The organism is Chromobacterium vaccinii (assembly GCF_000971335.1).
Classification (GTDB): domain Bacteria; phylum Pseudomonadota; class Gammaproteobacteria; order Burkholderiales; family Chromobacteriaceae; genus Chromobacterium; species Chromobacterium vaccinii.
The window spans coordinates 48,238-70,723 of sequence record NZ_JZJL01000019.1; the positions used below are offsets into that span (position 1 = coordinate 48,238).

Annotated in this window: 20 protein-coding genes; 5 read left to right on the forward strand and 15 right to left on the reverse strand. The window is 64.5% G+C overall.

Annotated elements, in window-relative coordinates:
• Positions 1-19 precede the first annotated feature (19 nt).
• The 3 genes from pgsA to VL52_RS11295 form a co-directional block, all read right to left on the reverse strand.
• Complete coding sequence (gene pgsA / locus VL52_RS11285; protein WP_021477010.1) at positions 20-601, reverse strand: CDP-diacylglycerol--glycerol-3-phosphate 3-phosphatidyltransferase; 582 nt, start codon at positions 599-601, stop codon at positions 20-22.
• Between the two features lie 86 nt (positions 602-687).
• The gene (gene uvrC / locus VL52_RS11290; protein ID WP_082113719.1) at positions 688-2,493 is read right to left on the reverse strand and encodes an excinuclease ABC subunit UvrC; all 1,806 of its coding nucleotides are present in this window, start codon (positions 2,491-2,493) and stop codon (positions 688-690) included.
• Entirely contained in the window at positions 2,493-2,921 is a 429-nt protein-coding gene (locus tag VL52_RS11295; protein WP_046157152.1) for a DUF4124 domain-containing protein, read from the reverse strand. The genes uvrC and VL52_RS11295 overlap by 1 nt, the downstream gene beginning before the upstream one ends.
• A gap of 141 nt (positions 2,922-3,062) precedes the next feature.
• Here VL52_RS11295 and guaB point away from each other — a divergent pair, with 141 nt between their 5' ends.
• Positions 3,063-4,526 (forward strand): IMP dehydrogenase, encoded by a 1,464-nt coding sequence (gene guaB, locus VL52_RS11300; protein ID WP_046157122.1) that lies wholly within the window; start codon positions 3,063-3,065, stop codon positions 4,524-4,526.
• Between the two features lie 67 nt (positions 4,527-4,593).
• Here guaB and VL52_RS11305 read toward each other — a convergent pair whose 3' ends face one another.
• Complete coding sequence (locus VL52_RS11305; RefSeq protein WP_046157123.1) at positions 4,594-5,448, reverse strand: AraC family transcriptional regulator; 855 nt, start codon at positions 5,446-5,448, stop codon at positions 4,594-4,596.
• Between the two features lie 9 nt (positions 5,449-5,457).
• Complete coding sequence (locus VL52_RS11310) at positions 5,458-6,375, reverse strand: LysR family transcriptional regulator (RefSeq protein ID WP_046157124.1); 918 nt, start codon at positions 6,373-6,375, stop codon at positions 5,458-5,460.
• Positions 6,376-6,541: 166 nt separating this feature from the next.
• Between VL52_RS11310 and VL52_RS11315 the strand changes: the two genes are divergently transcribed.
• The 3 genes from VL52_RS11315 (at position 6,542) to VL52_RS11325 (ending at position 10,529) form a co-directional block, all read left to right on the forward strand.
• Entirely contained in the window at positions 6,542-8,194 is a 1,653-nt protein-coding gene (locus tag VL52_RS11315) for a GMC family oxidoreductase (protein ID WP_046157125.1), read from the forward strand.
• Positions 8,191-9,804 (forward strand): MFS transporter, encoded by a 1,614-nt coding sequence (locus tag VL52_RS11320; protein ID WP_046157126.1) that lies wholly within the window; start codon positions 8,191-8,193, stop codon positions 9,802-9,804. The genes VL52_RS11315 and VL52_RS11320 overlap by 4 nt, the downstream gene beginning before the upstream one ends.
• Positions 9,805-10,226: 422 nt before the next feature.
• Entirely contained in the window at positions 10,227-10,529 is a 303-nt protein-coding gene (locus tag VL52_RS11325; protein WP_046157127.1) for a hypothetical protein, read from the forward strand.
• Between the two features lie 72 nt (positions 10,530-10,601).
• On the opposite strand, the gene VL52_RS11330 is transcribed toward VL52_RS11325, so the two are convergent.
• The 4 genes from VL52_RS11330 to VL52_RS11345 form a co-directional block, all read right to left on the reverse strand.
• Positions 10,602-11,567, reverse strand: a complete 966-nt coding sequence (locus VL52_RS11330; protein ID WP_046157128.1) for a fimbrial protein — start codon at positions 11,565-11,567, stop codon at positions 10,602-10,604.
• 44 nt (positions 11,568-11,611) lie between these two features.
• Positions 11,612-14,182, reverse strand: a complete 2,571-nt coding sequence (locus VL52_RS11335; RefSeq protein WP_046157129.1) for a fimbria/pilus outer membrane usher protein — start codon at positions 14,180-14,182, stop codon at positions 11,612-11,614.
• Between the two features lie 55 nt (positions 14,183-14,237).
• Entirely contained in the window at positions 14,238-14,987 is a 750-nt protein-coding gene (locus VL52_RS11340; RefSeq protein ID WP_046157130.1) for a fimbrial biogenesis chaperone, read from the reverse strand.
• 68 nt (positions 14,988-15,055) lie between these two features.
• The gene (locus tag VL52_RS11345; RefSeq protein ID WP_046157131.1) at positions 15,056-15,580 is read right to left on the reverse strand and encodes a fimbrial protein; all 525 of its coding nucleotides are present in this window, start codon (positions 15,578-15,580) and stop codon (positions 15,056-15,058) included.
• A gap of 730 nt (positions 15,581-16,310) precedes the next feature.
• Between VL52_RS11345 and VL52_RS11350 the strand changes: the two genes are divergently transcribed.
• Entirely contained in the window at positions 16,311-17,180 is an 870-nt protein-coding gene (locus tag VL52_RS11350; RefSeq protein WP_046157132.1) for an alpha/beta fold hydrolase, read from the forward strand.
• A gap of 145 nt (positions 17,181-17,325) precedes the next feature.
• On the opposite strand, the gene VL52_RS11355 is transcribed toward VL52_RS11350, so the two are convergent.
• From VL52_RS11355 to nrdR, 6 genes are all read right to left on the reverse strand, one after another.
• Positions 17,326-18,813, reverse strand: coding sequence for a carboxypeptidase M32 (locus tag VL52_RS11355; RefSeq protein WP_046157133.1), 1,488 nt, complete (start codon positions 18,811-18,813; stop codon positions 17,326-17,328).
• A gap of 148 nt (positions 18,814-18,961) precedes the next feature.
• Positions 18,962-19,603 (reverse strand): hypothetical protein, encoded by a 642-nt coding sequence (locus tag VL52_RS11360; RefSeq protein WP_046157134.1) that lies wholly within the window; start codon positions 19,601-19,603, stop codon positions 18,962-18,964.
• Positions 19,604-19,702: 99 nt separating this feature from the next.
• Entirely contained in the window at positions 19,703-20,809 is a 1,107-nt protein-coding gene (gene ribD / locus VL52_RS11365) for a bifunctional diaminohydroxyphosphoribosylaminopyrimidine deaminase/5-amino-6-(5-phosphoribosylamino)uracil reductase RibD (protein WP_046157135.1), read from the reverse strand.
• Positions 20,806-21,321, reverse strand: coding sequence for a GNAT family N-acetyltransferase (locus VL52_RS11370; RefSeq protein ID WP_046157136.1), 516 nt, complete (start codon positions 21,319-21,321; stop codon positions 20,806-20,808). The genes ribD and VL52_RS11370 overlap by 4 nt, the downstream gene beginning before the upstream one ends.
• Positions 21,318-21,866 (reverse strand): GNAT family N-acetyltransferase, encoded by a 549-nt coding sequence (locus VL52_RS11375; protein ID WP_046157137.1) that lies wholly within the window; start codon positions 21,864-21,866, stop codon positions 21,318-21,320. The genes VL52_RS11370 and VL52_RS11375 overlap by 4 nt, the downstream gene beginning before the upstream one ends.
• 57 nt (positions 21,867-21,923) lie before the next feature.
• A complete protein-coding gene (gene nrdR / locus VL52_RS11380; protein ID WP_021476991.1) occupies positions 21,924-22,382 on the reverse strand; it encodes a transcriptional regulator NrdR in 459 nt (152 codons plus the stop codon).
• Positions 22,383-22,486: the final 104 nt, after the last annotated feature.

A 22,486-nucleotide genomic window follows, 5' to 3' on the forward strand; every position in this document is an offset into this window, starting at 1 on the left:
TGCTTGAGGCTGTCAACACTCAAACGTCTATTTTTTTACCCGCGAACTCTTTGGCGGCCATCTGCAAGTAATAAACCATTGACCACAAAGTCAATATGACGGCGACGTACATGGAAAAATTTCCCAAGCCGCGGGCATCCAGCCCCGGCAGCAACTCGCCGTCGTACAGCAGCAGCGTGATCGCCAGCATTTGGGCGGCGGTTTTCAGCTTGCCGATATAGGCGACGGCCACGCTGCTGCGGCTGCCCATGCCGGCCATCCACTCGCGCAGCGCCGAAATGGTGATCTCGCGGCCGATGATGATCATCGCCATCCAGCCCTCGGCGCGGCCCATCTGCACCAGCAGGATCAGCGCCGCGGCGACGATCAGCTTGTCCGCCACCGGATCGAGAAAGGCGCCGAAGGCCGAGGTCTGCCCAAGCTTGCGCGCCAGATAGCCATCCAGCCAGTCGGTGGCGGCCGCCAATGCGAAAATGCCGGCCCCCACGATATTGCGGCTGTGCAGCAGCAGAATGGAGTCCGGCAGGAAGAACACCGCCACGCAGATGGGGATCAGGGCGACCCTGAGCCAAGTCAGTAATATCGGCAAATTGAAGGGCATTGGTCTTGGTCTTGTCGCTTCAGGCTCGTCAACAACGCCGGCCGGCGCCCCGAGCCTGGATCAGGGACGCCCGCCGTTTTCAATCGTCAATGCAGCGCATTGTAAATCTTTTCCGCCAGCGTCTGGCTGATGCCGTCCACTTGCGCCAGATCCTCCATGCTGGCCGCCGCCACGCCGCGCAATCCGCCGAAGCGGGTCAGCAGCTGCTGGCGCCGCTTGGCGCCGATGCCGGGAATCTCCTCCAGCGTCGACGCGGTGCGCGCCTTGGCCCGGCGCGCACGGTGGCCGGTGATGGCGAAGCGGTGCGCCTCGTCCCGCACGGTCTGGATAAGATGCAGCGCCGGATGATCCTGGCGCAATTGTAGCGTCTTTTCCAGGTAAGGCAGGATCAGCGTTTCCAGGCCGGGTTTGCGCTCCTCGCCCTTGGCGATGCCGACGATGGGCAAATTCAGCCCCAATTCGCCCATCACCTCAAGCGCCACGCCCACCTGGCCCTTGCCGCCGTCGATGAACACCGCGTCCGGCAGCCGGCCTTCGCCTTCCGCCAGTTTGCCGTAGCGGCGTGACAGAACTTCGCGCATCGCGGCGTAATCGTCGCCGGGCGAAGCGGTGGTGATGTTGAAGCGGCGGTACTCGGTGGGCTGCATCGCGCCCTTGTCGTACACCACGCAGGAGGCCACCGTCGCCTCGCCCATGGTGTGGCTGATGTCGAAGCATTCGAAACGGCCCGCGTCCTCCAGTTCCAGCACCTCGTTCAACTGCGCCAGGCGCTGCGTCTGGGTGGCCTTGCTGCCCAGCTTCTGCTGGATGGCCAGATCGGCGTTCTTCTCCGCCATCTCCAGCCATACCCGGCGCTCGCCTATCGGATTGCCGACGATGTAGACCTTGCGGCCCGCGCGGGTCTGCAGAAAGGACTGCAGGGCTTCGTCCAGCTCGCCGTTGACCACCAGCGCGGCCGGCACCGCCGCGTGCTGGTAATGCTGGGCGACGAAGGCCTGCAGGATTTCCTCCTTGGTGTCGGCCTCGCCGCCGACTGGAAAGTGGCTCTTGTCCCCCAGGTGGCGGCCGCCGCGTATCATCACCAGATTGACGCAGGGCATGCCGTCGCCCACCCGCGCCGCCACCACGTCGCAGTCCTGCTGGCTCTGGTTGCTGGCGACGAACTGCTTTTCCTGCACCCGCGCCAACGCCTGGATCTGGTCGCGCAGCTCCGCCGCCTGCTCGAACTCCATCGCCTCGGCGGCGGCGGCCATCCGTTCAGTCAGCGCGCCTATCAGTTCGCTCTGCTTGCCGTTGAGAAAGGCGACCGCGCTGGCCACGTCGGCCGCGTACTCGTCTTTGGAAATATGATCGACGCAGGGCGCGGAGCAGCGCTTGATCTGATACAGCAGACAGGGGCGGGAACGGTTGGCAAACACCGCGTCCTCGCAAGTGCGCAGCCGGAACACCTTCTGCAGGATCTGTATGCTCTCGCGCACCGCGTAGCCGTTGGGATAGGGGCCGAAGTACTGGTTGGGCTTCTTCGGCTCGCCGCGGTAATAGGCCATCTGCGGAAACGCGTGGCCGCTGAACATCAGATAAGGATAGGACTTGTCGTCTCGGAACAGGATGTTGTAGCGCGGCGCCAGCGCCTTGATCAGGTTGTTTTCCAGAATCAGCGCCTCGGCCTCGGTGCGGGTGACCGTGGTCTCGATGCTGGCGATCTGCCTGACCATCAACTGGATGCGGGGGCTGAGGTCGCTCTTCTGGAAATAGGAGCTGACGCGGCGCTTCAGGTCTATCGCCTTGCCGACGTACAGCACCTTGCCGCCCTCCCCCAGCATCCGGTAGACGCCGGGCAGCGCGGGCAGGTTCTGCAATACGTTCTGGTAATCGAATGCGGGCTTGGACACTATTTGGCGCACCAGGTCTGGACGTCTTTCTGGGCTTGGCGGATCAGCTCGTTGCGCTGCGCGTCGGTGGCCAGCGCGGTGGAGCCCGGCATGCGGATGCGGCCGTTCAGCTGCAGCGTGGACAGATTGGTCTGCGCCGACTTGCAGTTCTGCTCCTTGATCTTGGCGTTGGCCGCGGAAATGGCGGCGTTGTCGGACGCCACCGCCTTGTTGTCGGTTTTCTTTTCCGCCTTCTTCTCTGCCTGGGGAGCGGAGGCTGGCGGCGCCGGCTGCGCGCGCACGTTCATCCGCCGCGCGTTCACGCTGGGCGGCGGCTGATCGGAATACACCTTGTTGCCGTTGGCGTCGGTCCAGGTGTAGACCTCGGCCGCGGCCAGGGCCGGCATCAGCGACGCCGCCAAAATCGTCCATACTAGAAAAGACTTCATCGTCACCATCCCGCCGCTGTCATCGCTTTATATCCGGATTGTAAAGCCTGCCTCCTGGCCGCGCAAAACGCCGCATTACGCTGTTTTTGCAGAACAGTTGACGATCCGGTATAATGCGGCTTTGCCGCCTAAGGAAATGCGATGCGCATCATCGAGAAAGCCTACACCTTCGACGACGTCCTCCTCGTCCCGGCCCATTCTGAAGTTCTGCCGCGCGACGTAGCGCTGAGCACCAAACTTACTCGCAACATCACCCTGAACCTGCCGCTGGTTTCCGCCGCCATGGATACGGTGACCGAAGCCCGCCTCGCCATCGCCATGGCTCAGGAAGGCGGCATCGGCATCGTGCACAAGAACATGGGCGCCGAGAAGCAGGCCGCCGAGGTTTCCAAGGTCAAGCGCTATGAGAGCGGCGTGGTGAAAGACCCGATCACCATCGCGCCGGACATGCTGGTGCGCGATCTGGTGCTGCTGACCCGCCAGTACAAGATTTCCGGCCTGCCGGTGATCGAAGACGGCAAGGTGGTCGGCATCGTCACCAACCGCGACCTGCGTTTCGAAACCCGTCTCGACCAGACCGTCGGCTCCATCATGACCCCGCGCGAGCGCCTGATCACCGTCAAGGAAGGCGCCAGCATCGACGAAGCCCGCGAACTGATGCACAAGCACCGCCTGGAGCGCGTGCTGGTGATCAACGACGCCTGGGAGCTGAAGGGCCTAATCACGGTCAAGGACATCATCAAGACCAGCGAACACCCGAACGCCAACAAGGATAGCCAGGGCCGCCTGCGCGTCGGCGCGGCCGTCGGCACCGGCGCCGACACCGAAGAGCGCGTCAAGGCGCTGGTGGCGGCCGGCGTGGACGTGATCGTGGTCGACACCGCCCACGGCCACAGCCAAGGCGTGCTGGACCGCGTGCGCTGGGTCAAGCAGAACTTCCCGCATGTCGAGGTGATCGGCGGCAACATCGCCACCGCCCAGGCGGCGCTGGATCTGGTCAAGGCCGGCGCCGACGGCGTCAAGGTCGGCATCGGCCCCGGCTCCATCTGCACCACCCGCATCGTCGCCGGCGTCGGCGTGCCGCAGCTGACCGCCATCCACAACGTGTCTGAAGCGCTGAAGGGCACCGGCGTGCCGATGATCGCCGACGGCGGCATCCGCTTCTCCGGCGACATCGCCAAGGCGCTGGCCGCAGGCGGCAACGCGGTGATGCTGGGCGGCATGTTCGCCGGCACCGAAGAAGCCCCGGGCGAAGTGGAACTGTTCCAGGGCCGTTCGTACAAGTCCTATCGCGGCATGGGTTCGCTCGGCGCGATGAGCCAGGGCTCGGCCGACCGCTACTTCCAGGACAGCTCCAACGCCGCAGACAAGTTCGTGCCGGAAGGCATCGAAGGCCGCGTGCCGTACAAGGGCCCGATCTCCCAGGTGATCCACCAGCTGGTGGGCGGCCTGCGCTCGTCGATGGGCTACCTCGGCTGCCCGACCATCGCCGACCTGCACCAGAAGGCGCAGTTCGTCGAAATCACCTCGGCCGGCATCCGCGAATCCCACGTCCACGACGTGCAGATCACCAAGGAAGCGCCGAACTACCACGTGGACCGCTAAGCCGGTTCGCCTGGTCGGACAAAAGCCCGCGTTTCACAACGCGGGCTTTTTTAGCGCGCAGGCCCGGTCAGGCCAGCGACAGCAGCAGCAGCGTTTTCAGCTCGGACGGCGGCGTGTCGTAGGGCGCATTCAGATACTCCTCCACGCAGGGCGTGTCCCCGGGCACCTCGCCGCTGGCCGGCAGCCAGTGGCGGTACAGCCAGTCCCAGCTCTCCTCCAGCTCCGCATAGGGCCCGGTATGCAGCAGGGCCGCGTAGCGCCCGGCTGGAATCTTGCCCCACTCGAAACCATCCACCTGCCGGTCCCACAGTCTTTCCGGCATGGTGGCGCAGGCGATGGATCGGCAGTCGGCCGCCGGCGTCTGCGCCTGGTCGTCCAGATACATGCCGAAGCTTCTCCCCGGCGGGTCGCCGTCCTGCTGCGGCCCCTGGACGGCGCGCAGCGCGTCGAAGGCCTGGCCGATCTCCATATACGGTCCGCGATGATGGCGCATCAGCACCCTGACGGCATCCTTTTCCACAATCTCTACCTGACGCATGGTCCTCTCCCTTTGATTGAGAAACATGAGACGACGCTGGCGGTAGCGGCCCGGCGTCTCGCCGTAGCGGCCGGCAAAGGCGCGGATGAAGGCGGCGCTGCTGGCGAAGCCGGCCCGCGCCGCGATCCTGGCCAGCGGTTTGTCCGCCCTCCCCAGCTCGCCGGCAGCCCGATGCAGCAGCATGCGCTGCCGGCTCTCCATCACGGTTTCGCCCATCAGGTTGCGGTACAGCCGATGGAAGTGAAACCGCGAGAAGCAGGCCTCCTCCGCCAGCCGGTCCAGCAGCAGCGGCTCGTCCAGATGGCGCCACAGATAATCCAGCGCGCGCAGCAGGCGCACCGTGTACAAGGTGCCTGGGCCGAATTGCCGGTATGCGTGTCTCATGCGGATAGCCTAGGCGGTTTCGATTGATCGATCTTGCGGTTCATGCAACAGCAGCCATTGCATGCGCTGGCACAAGTCCACCACGTAGTCCCACACCACCCGGTAGCGCAGCGTGCGGCGGATGTTGCTGCGCGCGCTGATCCAGTAGGAGCGGACGATGCGCAGCTCGGGCAGGATCTGCGCCAGCCGCGGATCATCGTAAATCGTGTAATAAGGCAACACCGCGATGCCGCCGTCGGCCAGCGCCGCCTCCTTCTGCGCCACCACGCTGGTGCTGCGCAAGGGCATGCTGGGATGGCGGCACAGTCCATGGTGGTACATCAGCTCGCGGGTGAACAATAGGTCGTCGACATAGGCGAGGATGGCATGGCCGTTCAGATCCTCGCGCTCGCGTATCGGCGCATGGCCCGCCAGATAGGCCGGCGTGGCGTACAAGCCCAGGCAGTAATCGGTCAGCTTGCGCGTCACCACCATATTGGCCTGCGGCCGCTCCAGCGCGATGGCGATGTCCACCTCGCGGCTAGTGATGCTGACGAAGCGCGGCACCGCCACCAGGTCGATCTCCAATCCCGGATACTGCGCCATCAGCGCCGGCATGTGGCGGGCCAGAAACAGCGCGCCCAGCCCCTCCGGCGCGCCCAGCCTCACCACGCCGCTCACCTCGGCATGGCCCCTGCTGCCGCTGTCCAGCATCTGCGAAGCGGTGTTCTCCAGCGATTCGGCCAAGGGCAGCAACTGGCGCCCGGCGGCGGTCAGCATGTAGCCGTCCGCCTGCTGGATGAACAGCGGCTGGCCCAGCACCCGCTCCAGCGCGGCGATGTGGCGCGCCACCGTGGCATGGGTGGTGCCCATCTGCCGCGCCGCGCTCAACAGCTTGCCGCTGCGTTGCAAGGCCAGGAAAAAGCGGACATCGTTCCAGTCGAACATGGTCCTCCCCGCGATGGGTGTTGTGCGTTTGCACACGAAAACGGCGGCCAATTCGCCGCCGCCTGTTAAAAAATTAACATACGTTGTTTCCCGCTGGCTATTCCCAGCGGCCTCCGCTTCGGTTTAGATGCCAGCTACGACAACGACATGACCGGAGCATCCCGCCATGCTCAGCGGCGAATTCGACTACATCATCGTCGGCGCAGGCAGCGCCGGCTGCCTGCTGGCCAACCGCTTGTCCGCCGATCCGGACAAACGCGTGCTGCTGCTGGAAGCCGGCGGCAACGACGACTACCCGTGGATCCACATCCCTGTAGGCTACCTCTACTGCATCGGCAACCCCCGCACCGACTGGTGCTACCGCACCGCGCCGGAAGACGGGCTAGGCGGCCGCTCGCTGGGCTACCCGCGCGGCAAGGTGCTGGGCGGCTCCTCTTCGATAAACGGCATGATCTACATGCGCGGCCAGGCCGCCGACTACGATCACTGGGAGGCGCAGGGCAACCGCGGCTGGGGCTGGCGCGACGCGCTGCCCCACTTCATCGCCATGGAAGACCATTTCGACGCCGCGCGTCCGCTGCATGGCCATGGCGGCGAATGGCGGGTGGAGAGGCAGCGGTTGTCCTGGGAGATACTGGACGCCTTCCGCGCCGCAGCCGCCGAGCAGGGCATCGCTCCGACTGACGATTTCAATACCGGCGACAACGCCGGCTGCGGCTACTTCGAGGTCAATCAGAAAGGCGGCTGGCGCTGGAGCAGCGCGCGCGCTTTCCTGCGGCCGATCCGCGATCGCGCCAATCTCACGGTGCTGACCGGCGCGGAGGCCGACCGGCTGATCCTGGAAAACGGCCGCGCCGCCGCTATCGCATTTATGCAACAGGGAATGCCGCTGCAGGCCCGCTGCCGCGGCGAGATCATCCTCGCCGCCGGCGCCATCGGCTCTCCCCTTGTGCTGCAGCGCAGCGGCATCGGCCCGGCGCCCTTGCTGGCGAGCCATGGCATTGCGCCGCTGCGTATTCTGCCCGGCGTCGGCGCGAATCTGCAGGACCACCTGCAACTGCGGCTGGTGTTCAAGGTTCAAGGCGCCTCCACGCTGAACCGCCGCGCGGCCAGCTGGAGCGGCAAGCTGGCGATGGCCTGGGAATACCTGTGGAAGCGCGGCGGGCCGCTGTCGATGGCGCCCAGCCAACTCGGCGCCTTCGCCCGCAGCGGCCCTAACGTCGCCACGCCGGATCTGGAATACCATGTGCAGCCGCTGTCGCTGGAACGCTTCGGCGAGCCCCTGCACCCGTTCCCCGCCTTCACCGCCTCGGTGTGCCAGCTGCGGCCCGAGAGCCGCGGCCATGTCGCCATCGGCGGCGCTCGCCCGGACGCGCCGCCGCTGATCCAGCCCAACTATCTCAGCCATCCGCAAGACCAGCGCGTCGCTGCCGCGGCGATCCGCCTGACGCGCCGCATCGCCGCGTCGCCGGCTCTCTCGCGTTACCTGCCCGAGGAATACCGGCCCGGCCTGCAGTACCGGAGCGAGGAGCAGCTGATCGACGCCGCCGGCCGGATCGGCACCACCATCTTCCACCCGGTGGGCACCTGCAAGATGGGCCGCGACGAGCTGGCGGTGGTGGACGACAGGCTGCGGGTGCGCGGCATCGCCGGCTTGCGCGTGGCGGACGCGTCCATCATGCCCGCCATCACCTCCGGCAACACCAACAGCCCCACCCTGATGATCGCCGCCAAGGCGGCGCAGATGATAGAGCAGGACAACAAGCAAGCGGCGCCGATACGGACGCCGTCCCCACCCGCAAAGGAGACCTGGACATGAGCAACAGCATCGCATCGGCGGCTTCCACCGCCGGCATCAGCCGCGCCGAGCGCAAGGTGATACTCGCCTCGTCACTAGGCACGGTGTTCGAATGGTACGACTTCTTCCTGTACGGGGCGCTGGCCGCCATCATCGGCAAGCAGTTCTTCTCCGGCGTCAACGAGACCACCGCCTTCATCTTCGCGCTGATGACCTTCGCCGCCGGCTTCGTGGTGCGGCCGTTCGGCGCGCTGGTGTTCGGCCGGCTGGGCGACATGGTGGGCCGCAAGTACACCTTCCTCGCCACCATCGTCATCATGGGCCTGTCCACCTTCCTGGTGGGCATGCTGCCCGGCTACGCCACGCTGGGCATCGCCGCGCCGCTGATCCTGGTGTCGCTGCGCATGCTGCAGGGCCTGGCTATCGGCGGCGAATACGGCGGCGCGGCCATCTACGTGGCCGAACACGCGCCGGACCACAAGCGCGGCGGCTACACCAGCTGGATCCAGGTCACCGCCGGCGCCGGCCTGCTGCTGTCGCTGCTGGTGATCCTGGCCTGCCGCAAGCTCACCGGCGACGCCTTCAACGAGTGGGGCTGGCGGCTGCCCTTCCTGCTGTCCATCTTCCTGCTGGCGATCTCCACTTGGATCCGGCTGTCGATGCAGGAGTCGCCGGCCTTCCTGAAAATGAAGGCCGAGGGCAAGCACTCCAAGGCGCCGATCAGCGAGGCCTTCGGCAACTGGGCCAACCTGAAAGTGGTGCTGATCTCGCTGTTCGGCTTCAACGGCGGCCAGGCGGTGACCTTCTACTGCGCGCAGTTCTACTCGCTGTTCTTCCTGACGCAGATCCTGAAAGTCGACCCACAAACCGCCAACCTGATGCTGATCGCGTCGCTGATCCTGACCACGCCGCTGTTCCTGTATTTCGGCCACCTGTCCGACCGCATCGGCCGCAAGCCGGTGCTGATCGCCGGCCTGGCGCTGGGCCTGGCGCTGACCTTCCCCGCCTTCAGCTGGCTGACCGCCTACGCCAACCCGGACGTCGCCTCAGCCCAGTCCCGCGCCCCGGTGACGGTGGTGGCCGACCCGGCCAGCTGCCACTTCCAATTCGACCCCATCGGCAAAGCCAAGCTGAACACCCCGTGCGACCAGGCCAAGGCGCTGCTGGCCAAGAGCGGCGTGCCCTACCAGCAAAAAGCCGCGCCGGCCGGCGTCACCGAAGTCCACATCGGCGCAACCGTGCAACAGGGCTTCGACAAGAAAGCGCTGCAGGACGCGCTGAAAACCGCCGGTTATCCGGACAAGGCTGACCCGGCCAAGATCAACCACGCGATGGTGATCCTGGTGCTGGTGCTGCTGTCGGTGATCTCGGCGCTGACCTACGGCCCGCTGGCCGCGATGATGGTGGAACTGTTTCCCACCCGCATCCGCTACACCTCGATGTCGCTGCCCTATCACCTGGGCAACGGCTGGATCGGCGGGCTGATGCCGACCGTCGCCTTTTCGCTGGTGGTCTATACCGGCGACATCCTGTACGGCCTGTGGTACCCGATCGTGGTCTACGCCGTCAGCCTTGTTGTAAGCCTGCTGTTCCTGAAGGAAACCTTTCGCAACGACATCCATCGCCACTGAACCTTAAGCACACCCCATCGCCACCGCACCTTGCCCCCGCGGCCGCCCCCTCCACCGAGGGGGCTTTTGCCTCCATGCCATCGGCATCAACCTCCCAGAAATGCCATGGCTCGCGCGCCAGCCCCTCCGTCGTTCCCCGGCAACAGCCAAAAATCAAGCAATCCCGCAAAAATGCAATAACTTGAAATTATCCCTGCCGAAAAGCCGCCCTCCGCGGCGCCAATCAAAGCCGCGCGCTGCGGCCAGCTCGCTATTTTTAAATTTTTATTATTAATAATTCAATTAAACATAGGCTTGATGTTTACAATTCCTATGCCTATACTTTGCCTAACAGAACAAATTAAATATAAACGAATTAATTTAAATAATTTGTTTATAAACCCACGAACAACAGCTCGCGGGCCGCCAACAGGGAGACTCAAATGAAAAAAGCCATACTGACTCTGGCAGCGCTGGCCGCTCTGCAATCCGGCTTTGCCATGGCCTCCAACGGCGGCACCGTCAACTTCAGCGGCTCCATCGTCAAGGAACCTTGCGCCCAGAACAGCAGCACCTTGCTGAGCTACGCGCAAAATCCCCGCCAATACCAGGCCGCCCGCAAAATGGCGTCCGGGCAATCCTGCTCCGGCATGGACAATACCCAGTCGCTGAGCATCGCCGCCGTCAACATGGCCGGCTCGACCGCTCAAAGCAACGGACAACTGGTCACCATCGTCTACAACTGACCCGACACCACGCAAAAAAGCCTTCGGCCATTTGGCCGAAGGCTTTTTTCATTGTCGCCGCAGACTGATCGGCTATTGGTACAACATGTCGATCGTGATCGCCGTCTGCAGGCTGCCCGCCACCACGTTGGCCGTCCGCATGTACTCCGCAAACACGCCCAGCTGCGCCATCTGCGACTGCACGTTCACCACCCGGGTGTTGTTGGTGTTGTTGGCGCCGATATTGGCGCCGTCGGCCGAACTGCCAAAGTTGATGGCGACGCCCTGAGCCGAACCGCCGGTATTGGCGAACAGCACCGGATTGTTCGAGTCGGCCGTGCCCGAGAAGCGGAAAGTCGCCGTCCTCACGCCGGTGGAGCAATTGGCGGCCGTGATGGTGAAGGCATAGCGGGACAGCGCGCTGCCCACCGACGCGAACTGGCCGCTGGCCACCGTGGGCAGATTCACCGTGTACTGCCCGTTCGCGCTCAGATCGCAGGTGCCGCCGGGCGTGAAGGTGACGCTGCCGTTGATCAGCTGATTGAAGTTGATGCCGGGCGCGGCATTGATGCCGCCGATGCCGTCCAGTTGGAATACCGAATACTGGTTGACCGAAGAAGTCCCGCTGGACGGCGCGCCAGTGGTCTTCAGCAACACGATGGAATACTGCAAGACCCGATTGACGGAACCGCCCCTCGGCACATAGATGCCGGTATCGATAGCGCCGCTGCTCTGGGTGTAAGTCTGACCGTTGAAGATGATGCCGATCTGCAAGCCGGGGGCCAAAGCCACTCTCTTCGGATTCACCCAGAAATACACGTTCTCGCCTATGCTCTGCGAGCAGTACAGGCTCAGATTCTGCAATGATGACTGCCAGATGATGGTGCCGGCCGGCGCGTTGGCGGAGACAAACAAATTGCCCGGCAGATTGAAAGTGGAGGTGACGTTGCCGGAACTGTTGCTGCCGTTCCAGCATCCCAGCGCATGGCTGGTCAGCGGCATGGCCAGCATCAGCGCCAGCAGCCATCCATATATTCCGCGGCAGATCAGTTTCTTCATTTTCCTATCGCTTTCCCGGTATCTCTAGTGGCTCGCGCCAAACATCACAGCGGCTCGCAAACGGCATCGGTCCGCATATAGGCCGCATCGCCCGTCTTCTGCGGCAACTGGTAGCTGAAACGGCATTGCTGGCCGGCATCGCTGCCCCAGCTCGCCGTCAGCGGCTTGCCTTCCACGCCGCGCAGGAAGGCGCGGCCGCCCTGGCCCACCATGGTGAGGAAATCGTCGCCGCCGCTGACCGTCGCGCCCACCGGCAGATGGCTGCCGTCCGGACGCTTCAGCGTCACGATCACCGGCTTGCCCTGCTGGGTGTTGAATTTCAGCATCACGATGGCGCCGGCGCGCGGCGCGTCCTGCACGCTGGTTTCCTGCAATTCCACGTCTTGATCCATGCCCTTCGGATCCAGCGTAATCTCGTTGCGGCGGTACGGCATCAGCGAGGACACCACCGCGTAGCCGTTCTTGTTGACGCGCACGCCGTTGGTGTTGCTCACCGCCGCGCCTTCGGCTCCCGGCGCCTCGACCACGGCGAAGGATTCGCCCAGCGACTGGGCCGCCGTCACGCCGCCCGGATGGAACACCAGCGCGCCGCTGATGCCGGCATTCGCCTGGGAGTTGCCGCCGCTCGAGCTCGCGCCCGCGGTCAGCGTCGCCACCGAGGTGGCGTATTGCACGCTGCCGCCGCCGCCGCTGCTGTTGGCGCCGGCGCTGCTGCGGCTGCCGCTGGCGTAGACGTTGTAGCTGAGGTTGCGCAATTCGCCGGTGGTGCCGCTCAGATTGATCTGCGCGTTGCCGCTGCGATCGCTGCTGCCGCTGACGCTGGTGCTCAGCAGCGGAGAATACGGCTCGCGGCCCAGCGGCATCGACAGGCTCAGCATGTACTGGTTGACGATGCGGCCGGTCGAATCCTGGGTGCGGCCGGCGGACAGATTCAGGCTCACCGACTTGAAGCTGTTGCTGTAACCCAGCTGGTAAGTCAGATCCCGGCCCTTCTGATTCCAGTAATCCTGGGTGGAGCCGGTGAAGAACAATTGTCCGCGGCCATCGCCCAGCGGCTGGTCGGCATTGAGCTGGAATTTGTTCTTGGCGCGGTAAACCACGCCGACCTGGTTGATCAGGTTGGCGTAGTCGCGCAGTTCCAGATAGCCATCGGTGGAGAAGCGATAGGCGGCGACCGTGAAGTTGGTGCGCGTCGACTCCATCAGCTTGCTGTAGGTCACCCGATAGCTCTGGCCCTGCATATTGGCGGCGCTGGCGTTGAACGGCAGATTGCTGGCCCAGGACTGGGTGACATCCAGCGCCAGCGCGCCCAGCGGCGTATTGACGCCGGAGCCGAACAGCGCCGACTGGTAATGGTCGGCGGCGATCAGGCCGCCGTACAGGGTCAGGCTGTTGCTGATGCCGCGCTGGTAGGTCGCCTGCACGAAATCGGGCCGCTTGTTGAGCGAGTTGTCGCGCCATTGCGCCGCGGTGATCGCATAGCGCGATTGTCCCTCGCGCAGCAGCTGGGGCACGGCGGCGTAAGGCACGACGAATTTGCGCACGCGGCCGTCCGCCTCTGTGACCGTCACTTCCAGGTCGCCGGAGAAGCCGGTGTTGTAGAGATCGTCGATGCTGAACTCGCCCGGCGGCACCACGTTCTCGTAAATCAGATTGCCGTTCTGGCGAATCGATACTTTGGCGTTGGTCTCGGCGACGCCGCGCACCACCGGCGCGTAACCCTGCATCGACTCCGGCAACATCCGGTCGTCGGAGCTCAGCTGCACGCCGCGGAAGGGCACGCTGCTGAACATGTCGGAGGGCGTGAAGTAATCGCCCAGGGTCAACACCGAGTGCCAGTCGGTCACATCGCGCTGGGTATAGGCGGACGCGCCCTGGTAGTTGCGCTGGCTCCGGCCGTTGCCGCTGTCCTGCTGCGTCAGCGAGCCGTTATAGCGGAAGCGCCACAAGCCGATGTTCAGGCCGGCGTTGGCGCCGAAATAATATTGCGTCGACTTGCCGGCGCCGCCGTTGTCGTAGCGATAGCCATTGGCGTTGTAATTGAGGAAGCCGGCGAACGGCGCGCCGGCGTCCCAGTATTCGGGCGCGACGTAGCCGCGCGCCTGGGCCCGCATGTATTTCTGCGGAATGCTGACATCCAGGCGCAGATCCGAGCTGTTGAAGCTGGAGAATGCGCCGGGCACCACCGCGGCGATGTCGACGCAGCGGGCGGGCTCATCCCGTCCCGGGACGCCGGCCGCATTCCCCACCTTGGCGAAGTCCACGCCCAGCTCGTCCATCATCGCGCGGTTGAAGCAGGCCAGCACCTTGCCTTCGGCCAGCTCCTTCATCTGCACGTCGCGGCGGCCGATCCAGACGGCATTGGCGTAGACGTCGGCGCGGTAATTGCCGGGAAAAGCCCCGCCCATCTGGTTGAAACGGGAAAGATCGACTTTTTTCCCGTTGGAATTCTGATTGATGAAGACTGGATTGAATTGCACATCGCCCAGCGCGGCGTTTTCCGCCGCGGACGTATCCGCCAAGGCAGCCTGGCCGCCGAACAAGCCGAAAATCAACAAGCTGAGCGGGCTAAGGGCCCAGCTGTTATCGGACTGTCGTGTCATCAAGTGCTTCATGGCTAGATCGTCTCCTGCGGGAGCGCGCAGCCCCGGCAGGCCTACGCTGGAATTATCAGGGAGCTAAGGGCGCGCTGTGCATGACTGGGGCGCCGTAATCGTTGATGCTTTCGTAGGTGAGCTTCGCGCCGGCGTCCGGCTTGAGCTTCAAGTCCTTCAGCGCGAAGTCGTGGCTGCCGCCCGGCGGCACCATGCCGCCGTCGGTTTCGTACTCATGCTTTCCCACCAGCAGCATCGCCCGGTTCAGCGAGACGTTGTACGCGGCGCGGTTTGACGCGCGCAGCATGTAGCCCTTGCCGCCGGCCTGCGGCAGCAAAGTCCAGGAAAGCTTGTCGGCTGCATCGTCCGGCGTGCCCTGCAGGCCGGCGGGACGATAGAACAGCTTGATGCGGGAACGGAAAGCCACTTGCATGAAATTGCGCTGCTCGTTGCCGGCCTTCGGCAGCGGCGGCACATCCAGCACATTCAGCCAGAACACCGACTCGCGCTCTTTGGGCAGATCGGCGCCGGTGAAGGTCAGGCGCAAGGTTTGGCCTTTGGCCGGGTCCACGCGGAAAATCGGCGGCATGATCAGGAAAGGCGCGTCGGCGGTGTCGGGAACGGATTTCTCGTTGCCGCTGTCGGCCCACACCTGCACCAGGGACGGTTCCTTGCCCGGATTGTTGACCTTGACGGTCACTTCGCGGTCTTCCGCCTTGTACACGACGCGGGTTCCGGAAATCACCACGCCGGCCGAGGCCGCGCTGGTCCATACCGAGCCGGCGATCGCCAGGGCGAGCGCTCCTCGCCATACTGCTTGTTTCATTTCCTAACCCGCCTCCATGCAAAAGATGCCGGCGGGCGGCTCGCGGGCCGCCTGCCGGATGACGCCTGTTACTGGTAGGTCATCGAGTACTGAACGCTGGTGTTCACCGAACCCGCGCCAGCCGCGCCGGTGGCGATGTACTGGGCGTAGTAGCCCATGGTGGCGGCGCCGCCGCTGATGGCGACTTGCTGCGAGTTGGCGTTGGTGCTCAGGTTGATGGCGTTGAAGGTGTTGTTCAGCAGCTGAACTTCAACGTTGGAAGCCGAGCCGGCGCCGGTGCTGTTCAGCAGGTTGCCGGAAGTCGGGTTCACGGTCGGGCCCACTTCGAAGCGGGTCTGCGCGCTCTTCAGGCTGGACGGGCAGTTGCTCAGGTTGATCGCGAACGGGGTGGCGCCGGCGGTCTGGCCGGTGCTGGCCAACGAGGAAGCGCCCACGGTCGGCAGGTTCACGGTGACGTTGGAGCCGGAAGTGCCGGCGATGGTGCAGGTCTGGGCAACGATGTTTCCAGTGACGGTGATTTTGCCGTCAGCGGCCATGGCGCCGGAAGAGTACACGCCCAAGCCGATCAAAGCTGCGGTTACGATCTGTTTCATTTAATAGTCTCCGTTGAAATTGCAGGCAGTGCATTTGCCCGATTGCCTGCCCGCAGGGGGCAGAAGTTGAAGAGCTGTCCGACAAGTCAAGGCATCTTCGGCAATCTTGCGATCCCTGCCTGCACTTGAGATGTTCCGGCGCCGAGCCTGTCCGAAGCCGGCTTCGCCGCCGCCAATTTTCAACAAAGCAATAATCAGATTTCACAAAATACATCAAATCTAATCAAAGCCATCTGACAGTCGTTCGTCATCAGATTGAAAAAACAGGCGGGCAAAACCCTGAAGATCGGCGGCGGACGTCGTTGAAAACAGCCGTCTTTCGCCTTCCATGGCTGGACAATGCTCAGCTTCATCGCATCTGGCATCCCTTGCCGGGAACCTCCGCTTGCGCGGTTTAGCTGCGATATGGACGTAAGGTTAAATCAAATAAGACATAACTTTCAATATCCTATTACTCGAGCATTTACACAAAGATTAAAAACAATCCATTGATAGAAAAGGATTTTTTTCAATACAACAGTTTGTCATGGCTGTAATGACATGTCGCATTCTTGCATCAATTTAACAACATTTTAAACTTTTAATTTAACATATACGCCAAATTCAAAAGAAAAGGCAAACCACAATGACATTTTCATTTTCATTGCCAATAATGCCCGAGCCGCCACTAGCCGCTCCGACATCGCGCAGTTAGACTGAACGGCTGCGCACCGAACGGAACCCGCCCGACATGCCCCCCTCCTCCAGCCAATACCTGACGCTCAATCAACGCCGCTGCCACCTGCGCCGCTGGGGCGACGACGACGCGCCGCTGCTGGTGCTGCTGCACGGCTGGATGGACAGCTCCGCCACGTTTCAATTCATGGTGGACGCGCTGCAAGGAGAGTGGCGGGTCGTCGCGCCCGACTGGCGCGGCTTCGGCGATAGCCAATGGAATGACGGCAGCTATTATTTCCCCGACTACCTGGCCGACCTCGACGATCTGCTGCGCCAACTGTCGCCGGACCAGCCGGTCAACCTGCTGGGACACAGCATGGGATCGATGATCGCCGGCATCTACGCCGGCGTCTGCCCGCAAAGAGTGGCGAAGCTGGTGCTGGCCGAAGGCTTCGGCCTCAACCCCACCCGGCCGGCCGAGGCGCCAGGCCGTTACGGCCGCTGGCTGCGGGAAACCAGCCAAGCAATCGGGTTCGAACCGATGGAAAGCCCGGAGCAGGCGGCGAGCAAGCTGATCGCCCGCAATCCGGGTTTGACGCCCGAGCGGGCGCGCTGGCTGGCCGCGGAGCTGACCCGGCCGGTAGACGGCGGCGTGGTCTACCGCGCCGACCCGCGCCATAAAATGGTCAACCCAGTGCTGTATCGGCTGGAGGAGGCGATGGCCTGTTGGCGCCGCATCACCGCGTCGGTGCTGTGGCTGCTGGGCGAGCAGCCGTTCGGCCACCCCGTCGTCAGCGACGTGATGGCCACGCTGGACCAGCGCCGCGCCTGTTTCGCCCGCCTCAGCGAGGCCACGATCGCCGGCGCCGGCCATATGCTGCAATGGGAGAAACCGGAACAAATGGCTGCCGAAGTCGAACGCTTCCTGCTGCGGCAAGACTAAGCGCCGCCGACAAAGCCTCGCAGAGAAGCTGAGCCAAGGCGCGCCGACGCAAGCAATGCCAGTGGTACGACAAGGAGGCGCAACGCGGGATCAGGGGTTTTGTTCGCGTGTCGAAAAGGGCTGTAACGGCTCCGGCCTCCTGCGGCTAGCCCAGATAGCGCGCTTCCAGATGAGCGCGGTAATGCGCCGGATTCAACGCTTCGCCGGTGGCGCGCCTGACCAGTTCCTCGGTGGTCCAGCGGCTGCCCTGGGTCCAGATGTTTTCGCGCAGCCAGCCGAACACCGGCTCCAGCTCCCCCCGGCCGATCTTGTCGTCCAGCCCCGGCTCCCTCCGCCGCAGCGTCGCGAAATATTGCGCCGCGTACATCGCGCCCAAGGTATAGCTGGGGAAATAGCCGAAAGTGTCGGTCCAGTGGATGTCCTGCAGACAGCCGTCGCGGTAGTTTCCGCGCGTGTCCACGCCCAGGTAGGCCATCATCTTTTCATCCCATAGCGCCGGCACGTCTTCGGCTTCGATCTCGCCGTCGATCAGCGCGCGCTCGATCTCGAAGCGCAGGATCACGTGCGCCGGGTAGCACAGCTCGTCGGCGTCGACGCGGATGTAGCCGGGTTCGACCCGGGTGAACAGCTTGGCCAGGTTGTCGGCGTCGAAGGCCGGCTGAGCGCCGAAATGGCAGCGCAGCATCGGCGCCAGCAATTGCAGGAAGCCGCGGCTGCAACCCAGTTGCATTTCGAACGACAGGCTCTGGCTCTCGTGTATGCCCATCGAGCGGGCGCGGCCGACCGGCAGCGACAGCAAATCTCGCGGCAGGCCCTGTTCGTAGCGGGCGTGGCCGGTCTCATGAATGATGCCCATCAGGCTCTGGACGAAATCGTCGTCGCGGTAGCGGGTGGTGATGCGTACGTCCTCGGGCACGCCGCCGCAGAACGGGTGGGCGCTGACATCCAGCCTGCCGCCGTCGAAATCGAATCCCAGCAGCCTCATCGCTTCCAGGCCCAATTCGCGTTGCCGCTCGACCGGAAACGGCCCCTGCGGCCGGATCACCGCCTCGCCGGCCTGCTTGGCGCGGACCTGGGAGATCAAGCCGGGCAGCCAGGTCTTCACGTCGTCGAAGATGCGCGCGATCTCGGCGCTCTTCACGCCCGGCTCGTACTTGTCCAGCAACGCGTCGTAACGGCTGACGCCGTTAGCCTCGGCCAGCAGCGCCGCCTCTTGCCGCGCCAGCCTCAGCACCTCGCGAAAATTGGGCAGGAACCCCCGCCAGTCATTATTCTTGCGCTGGCTGCGCCAGGCATGCTCGCAGCGCGCGGCGGCCAGCGTTTTGGCCTCCACCAGCTCGGCGGGCAGCAAATTGGCCTGCCGCCATTCCCGGCGCATCTCGCGCAGATTGGCGCGTTGCAACTCGTCCAGATCCTCCCGCTCCGCGCTGGCCAACTGCTGCGCCAGCTCCGGCGCGGTGATCAACTGATGCATCAGCACCTGCAGCTCGGCCTGGGCGGCGGCGCGCGCCTCGTTGCCCTTGGCCGGCATCATCGCCGCCTGATCCCAGCTGGCGATGGAACCCAAATGGCCGAAATGATGCAGCCGTTGAAAAGTGCGGGTCAGGCTCTGATAGGCCGTCTGATGTCCCATCGCATTCTCCTTTGTGTAGAAAACGCATGTTCACATCGCCAGCCTAGCGGGTCAATCATGGGAATTCATCCATATGAACAAAGGATGGAAAGCGCAACGCGCATGGCAGGCACAAAAGCAACTGATGAGTTTTACTCACCAAAATCCTTCACCGCGCCCCGCTTTTCCGATGATGGGAAAAAGGGAAGGACTGCCAGTAGCCGAAATACTCGCGCACCAGCGCCAGCAGCTGTTGCCTGGCAGCAGCGTCCGCCAGATGCTGTAACAGCGCGTCCACCGCCATCCGGTAATGGCTGGAGGTGGGAGGATGGGGATCGAGCAGGAAAAGCAAGGCCTTGAGCAGATGTTCGCGCTGGAGGATATCGGCCTCGCCGGCGCCGTCTTCGAACGATTTGCCCAGATACAGGCCCAGCGAGGGCGGAAAACGCGAAAAGCCGGATTCGCGCATCGCGCCCAGCAGCGCGTTGAAATCGCCATGCCAGGGAAAATCCGGGTTATGGATGGAAAAGCCGGCGCGGGCCGTCATTTCCACCATTTTCTTCATGTCGTCAAGCCAGAAATAATAGAACTCGCGGGCGCAGGTGATGGCCAGCACTCGCTCGGATTGCCCGCAATCCGCGACGAAGCCCCCGACATGGGCGTGATAATCGCCGGAAGTCCGCTTCGCGCCGGCAAGCCGGGCCAGCAAACGCACCAGCATTTCCCGCCGCGCCGCCACCACCCCGTCGTCGGCGCCCAGCCGGGCAATCAGCTTCAGATAGGCATCCAGCGTCGCCTCGCGGGGATTCATGCCCCAGCCCTCGCAACCATCGCACTCTCCCATGGCGGCGGAAACGCCGCGCCTCCGATAGCGATAACGCAGCCGGAGCCGGCAGGAGGACAGGCGGCGCTAAACGCGGCGCGGACGCAGCGCCAGCCGCAGATCCCGTCCCACCTTGCCGATGTCGGCGATATCCAGCTCGATCTTGTCGGCCAGATCCTCCAGCGCCGGCCAGGCGAACAAGCCGCGCGCGGCGTCGCCGGCCAGCGATGGCGCCAGATACAGCACGATCTCGTCCACCAGCCCGGCGCGCAACATGGCGCCGTTGAGGCCGGCGCCGGCCTCCACCATCAGTTCATTGACGCCGCGCCCGGCCAGTTGCGCCAGCAGATCGGCCAGATCGGCCTTGCCATCGCGGCGCGCCAGCGCCAGGACATCCACCCCGCGTTCGCGGAACGCGGCCAAGCGGCCCTCGTCCGTCTCGCAGCTCGCCAGCAATGCGCCGCCATCCTGGTAGACGCGCGCGCCGGCATCGGTGCGCAAATCGCCGTCCAGCACCACCCGCCAGGGCTGCGCCGCCACCTGCAGCTCGCGCACGGTCAATTGAGGATCGTCGGCCAGCACGGTGCCGCTACCGGTCAGGATCGCGCCATGCGCGGCGCGCAGCCGCTGCACGTCCATCCTCGCCTCCGGCCCGGTGATCCATTTGCTGCGGCCGTTCAGCAACGCGGTCTTGCCGTCCAGCGTGGAGGCGGCCTTCAGCGTCACCCAGGGCCGGCCGCGCTCGACGCGCGACAGGAAGCCGCGGTGCGTCCAGCGCGCCTCGGCCTCCATCAACCCCGCCGACGCCTCGACGCCGGCCGCGCGCAGCATGGCGATGCCTCCGCCCGCCACTTCATGATAGGGGTCCACCATCGCCGCCACCACCCGCGCGACGCCTTCGGCGATCAGGCGCGCCGCGCACGGCGGCGTGCGGCCATGGTGGCTACACGGTTCCAGCGTCACGTAGGCGCTGGCGCCGCGCGGGCTTTCGCCCCGCGCGAGACAGTCCTTGATCGCCTGGATTTCGGCATGGTCGCCCCCCACCGCCAGCGTCGCGCCCTCGCCCACCACCCGGCCGTTGTTGACCAGCACGCAGCCGACGCCGGGGTTCGGCGCCGCCCGGCGCGTCGCGCTCTCGGCCAGGCGCAGCGCGCGCTGCATGTACAGGTAGTCGTCGGCGCTATAGTCCGTCATGTTCGATTCTTCCACTCATCGGCCAGCAGGCCGTAGCAACGCATATTCCAGAAGCGGTCGCGCAGCTCCCCCTCCAGCCGGAAACCCAGCCGCTCGGCGACGCGGCAGCTGCGCAGATTCTCCGGCGCGCAGCCCAGCTCCAGCCGGTGCAGGCCCAAGTCTTCGAAGGCGTGGCGCAGCAATAGCGCCAACGCCTGCGACATCACGCCCCGGCCGACGTGGCTGTCGGCCAGCCAGTAGCCAAGGCGGGCATAGCGATGGGCGGCGCTGATGCCGTGCAGCGAACAGATGCCGGCGATTTCGCCATCCGCCAGAATCACCCGGTGCGCGCAGCGTCCCTCGTCATTGCCTTGTGCCTGCAAGCGCAGGAAGGCTTCGGTGTCCGCCGCCGATTGCGGCCTGACGATGCCCGCCAACCATTGCGACAAGGTGCCGCGGTGGCGTTCGATCAACGCGTAGATTCGCTCGGCGTCGCGCGCCGGCTCCGGCGGGCGGATCTCCACCGCGCTCATCGCCGCGCCCGCCACTCGCCGGCCAGCATGCTGTACTGGCAGGCGTCATGATAACGGCCATGCAGATGGAGCCCCTCGCGCTGCGCGCCCTCGCGGATGAAGCCCAGGCGCTCGGCCACTGCGCGGCTGCGGGTATTGTCCACGCCCGCCAGGATGGCGATCCGGTTCAACTCCAGCGCGCCGAAACCCGCATCCAGGGCTTGTGCCGCGGCCTCGCCCATCACGCCGCGGCCGACGAAACGGTCCGCCAGCCAATAGCCCAGGAAACCCGATCGGTGCAGCTTGCTGATGCCATGGATGTCGATGCAGCCGGCCAGCTCGCCGTCAAACCCTATCAGCCAGGACGCGCAGGCCGAGCCGCTGCGCGCGCCTTCGGCGACGCCGGCCAGGAACTGCCGGCTATCCTCCACGCTGCGGGCGGCATCCACCCAAGGCAGCCAAGTCCGCAGCGTTTCGCGGCTATCGTCTATCAATGCGAACAGCCGCTCGGCGTAGGCAACGTCGGGCGGCAGCAGGGCAACGCGTGTCTGGGCAATGGCGGTCATGGCGTCTCTAGAAATGACAATTAAATTTCCAAAGCTAATCAAGCGGCCAACGAACTGTCAATGCGAGGACTTCTGGATTTCCTTGATCGCGTCGGTGAATTCGGAAATATCCTGGAAACTGCGGTAAACCGACGCGAAACGGACATAGGCCACCTTGTCCAGCCGCGCCAGTTCGTTCATCACCATCTCGCCGATCTGCCGGCTGCTGACCTCGCGCTCGCCTAGCTGCAGCAGCTTGTGGCAGATGCGGTCTATCGCCTCGTCCACCAGCGTGGTGGACACCGGCCGCTTGTGCAGCGCACGCAGGAAGCTGGTGCGCACTTTCTCGATGTCGAACTCGGACCGGTGGCCCGCGGTCTTCACCACCTGCGGCATGCGCACGTCGGCAGTCTCGAAGGTCGTGAAACGCTTGTCGCAGGCCGGGCAGCGGCGACGGCGGCGGATGCTGCTGCCGTCCTCGCTGACGCGGGAGTCGATCACCTGGGTGTCCGAGTTGCCGCAAAACGCGCATTTCATGACAATAATCCTGTGGGTTGCAATAGTTGGATGTTATCAGCAATGCCGCCCGCCCGCACCGCCGGCCATGGCTCGAGCCGGCCCTGGCAAAGAAAAAGCCGCCC

Excerpts from the sequence above, each read along its gene's own strand:
- pgsA (WP_021477010.1), bottom strand. The coding sequence starts at position 601 with ATGCCCTTCAATTTGCCGATATTACTGACTTGGCTCAGGGTCGCCCTG.
- VL52_RS11295 (WP_046157152.1), bottom strand. The coding sequence starts at position 2,921 with ATGAAGTCTTTTCTAGTATGGACGATTTTGGCGGCGTCGCTGATGCCG.
- guaB (WP_046157122.1), top strand. The coding sequence starts at position 3,063 with ATGCGCATCATCGAGAAAGCCTACACCTTCGACGACGTCCTCCTCGTC.
- VL52_RS11305 (WP_046157123.1), bottom strand. The coding sequence starts at position 5,448 with ATGAGACACGCATACCGGCAATTCGGCCCAGGCACCTTGTACACGGTG.
- VL52_RS11310 (WP_046157124.1), bottom strand. The coding sequence starts at position 6,375 with ATGTTCGACTGGAACGATGTCCGCTTTTTCCTGGCCTTGCAACGCAGC.
- VL52_RS11315 (WP_046157125.1), top strand. The coding sequence starts at position 6,542 with ATGCTCAGCGGCGAATTCGACTACATCATCGTCGGCGCAGGCAGCGCC.
- VL52_RS11320 (WP_046157126.1), top strand. The coding sequence starts at position 8,191 with ATGAGCAACAGCATCGCATCGGCGGCTTCCACCGCCGGCATCAGCCGC.
- VL52_RS11325 (WP_046157127.1), top strand. The coding sequence starts at position 10,227 with ATGAAAAAAGCCATACTGACTCTGGCAGCGCTGGCCGCTCTGCAATCC.
- VL52_RS11330 (WP_046157128.1), bottom strand. The coding sequence starts at position 11,567 with ATGAAGAAACTGATCTGCCGCGGAATATATGGATGGCTGCTGGCGCTG.
- VL52_RS11335 (WP_046157129.1), bottom strand. The coding sequence starts at position 14,182 with ATGAAGCACTTGATGACACGACAGTCCGATAACAGCTGGGCCCTTAGC.
- VL52_RS11340 (WP_046157130.1), bottom strand. The coding sequence starts at position 14,987 with ATGAAACAAGCAGTATGGCGAGGAGCGCTCGCCCTGGCGATCGCCGGC.
- VL52_RS11345 (WP_046157131.1), bottom strand. The coding sequence starts at position 15,580 with ATGAAACAGATCGTAACCGCAGCTTTGATCGGCTTGGGCGTGTACTCT.
- VL52_RS11350 (WP_046157132.1), top strand. The coding sequence starts at position 16,311 with ATGCCCCCCTCCTCCAGCCAATACCTGACGCTCAATCAACGCCGCTGC.
- VL52_RS11355 (WP_046157133.1), bottom strand. The coding sequence starts at position 18,813 with ATGGGACATCAGACGGCCTATCAGAGCCTGACCCGCACTTTTCAACGG.
- VL52_RS11360 (WP_046157134.1), bottom strand. The coding sequence starts at position 19,603 with ATGAATCCCCGCGAGGCGACGCTGGATGCCTATCTGAAGCTGATTGCC.
- ribD (WP_046157135.1), bottom strand. The coding sequence starts at position 20,809 with ATGACGGACTATAGCGCCGACGACTACCTGTACATGCAGCGCGCGCTG.
- VL52_RS11370 (WP_046157136.1), bottom strand. The coding sequence starts at position 21,321 with ATGAGCGCGGTGGAGATCCGCCCGCCGGAGCCGGCGCGCGACGCCGAG.
- VL52_RS11375 (WP_046157137.1), bottom strand. The coding sequence starts at position 21,866 with ATGACCGCCATTGCCCAGACACGCGTTGCCCTGCTGCCGCCCGACGTT.
- nrdR (WP_021476991.1), bottom strand. The coding sequence starts at position 22,382 with ATGAAATGCGCGTTTTGCGGCAACTCGGACACCCAGGTGATCGACTCC.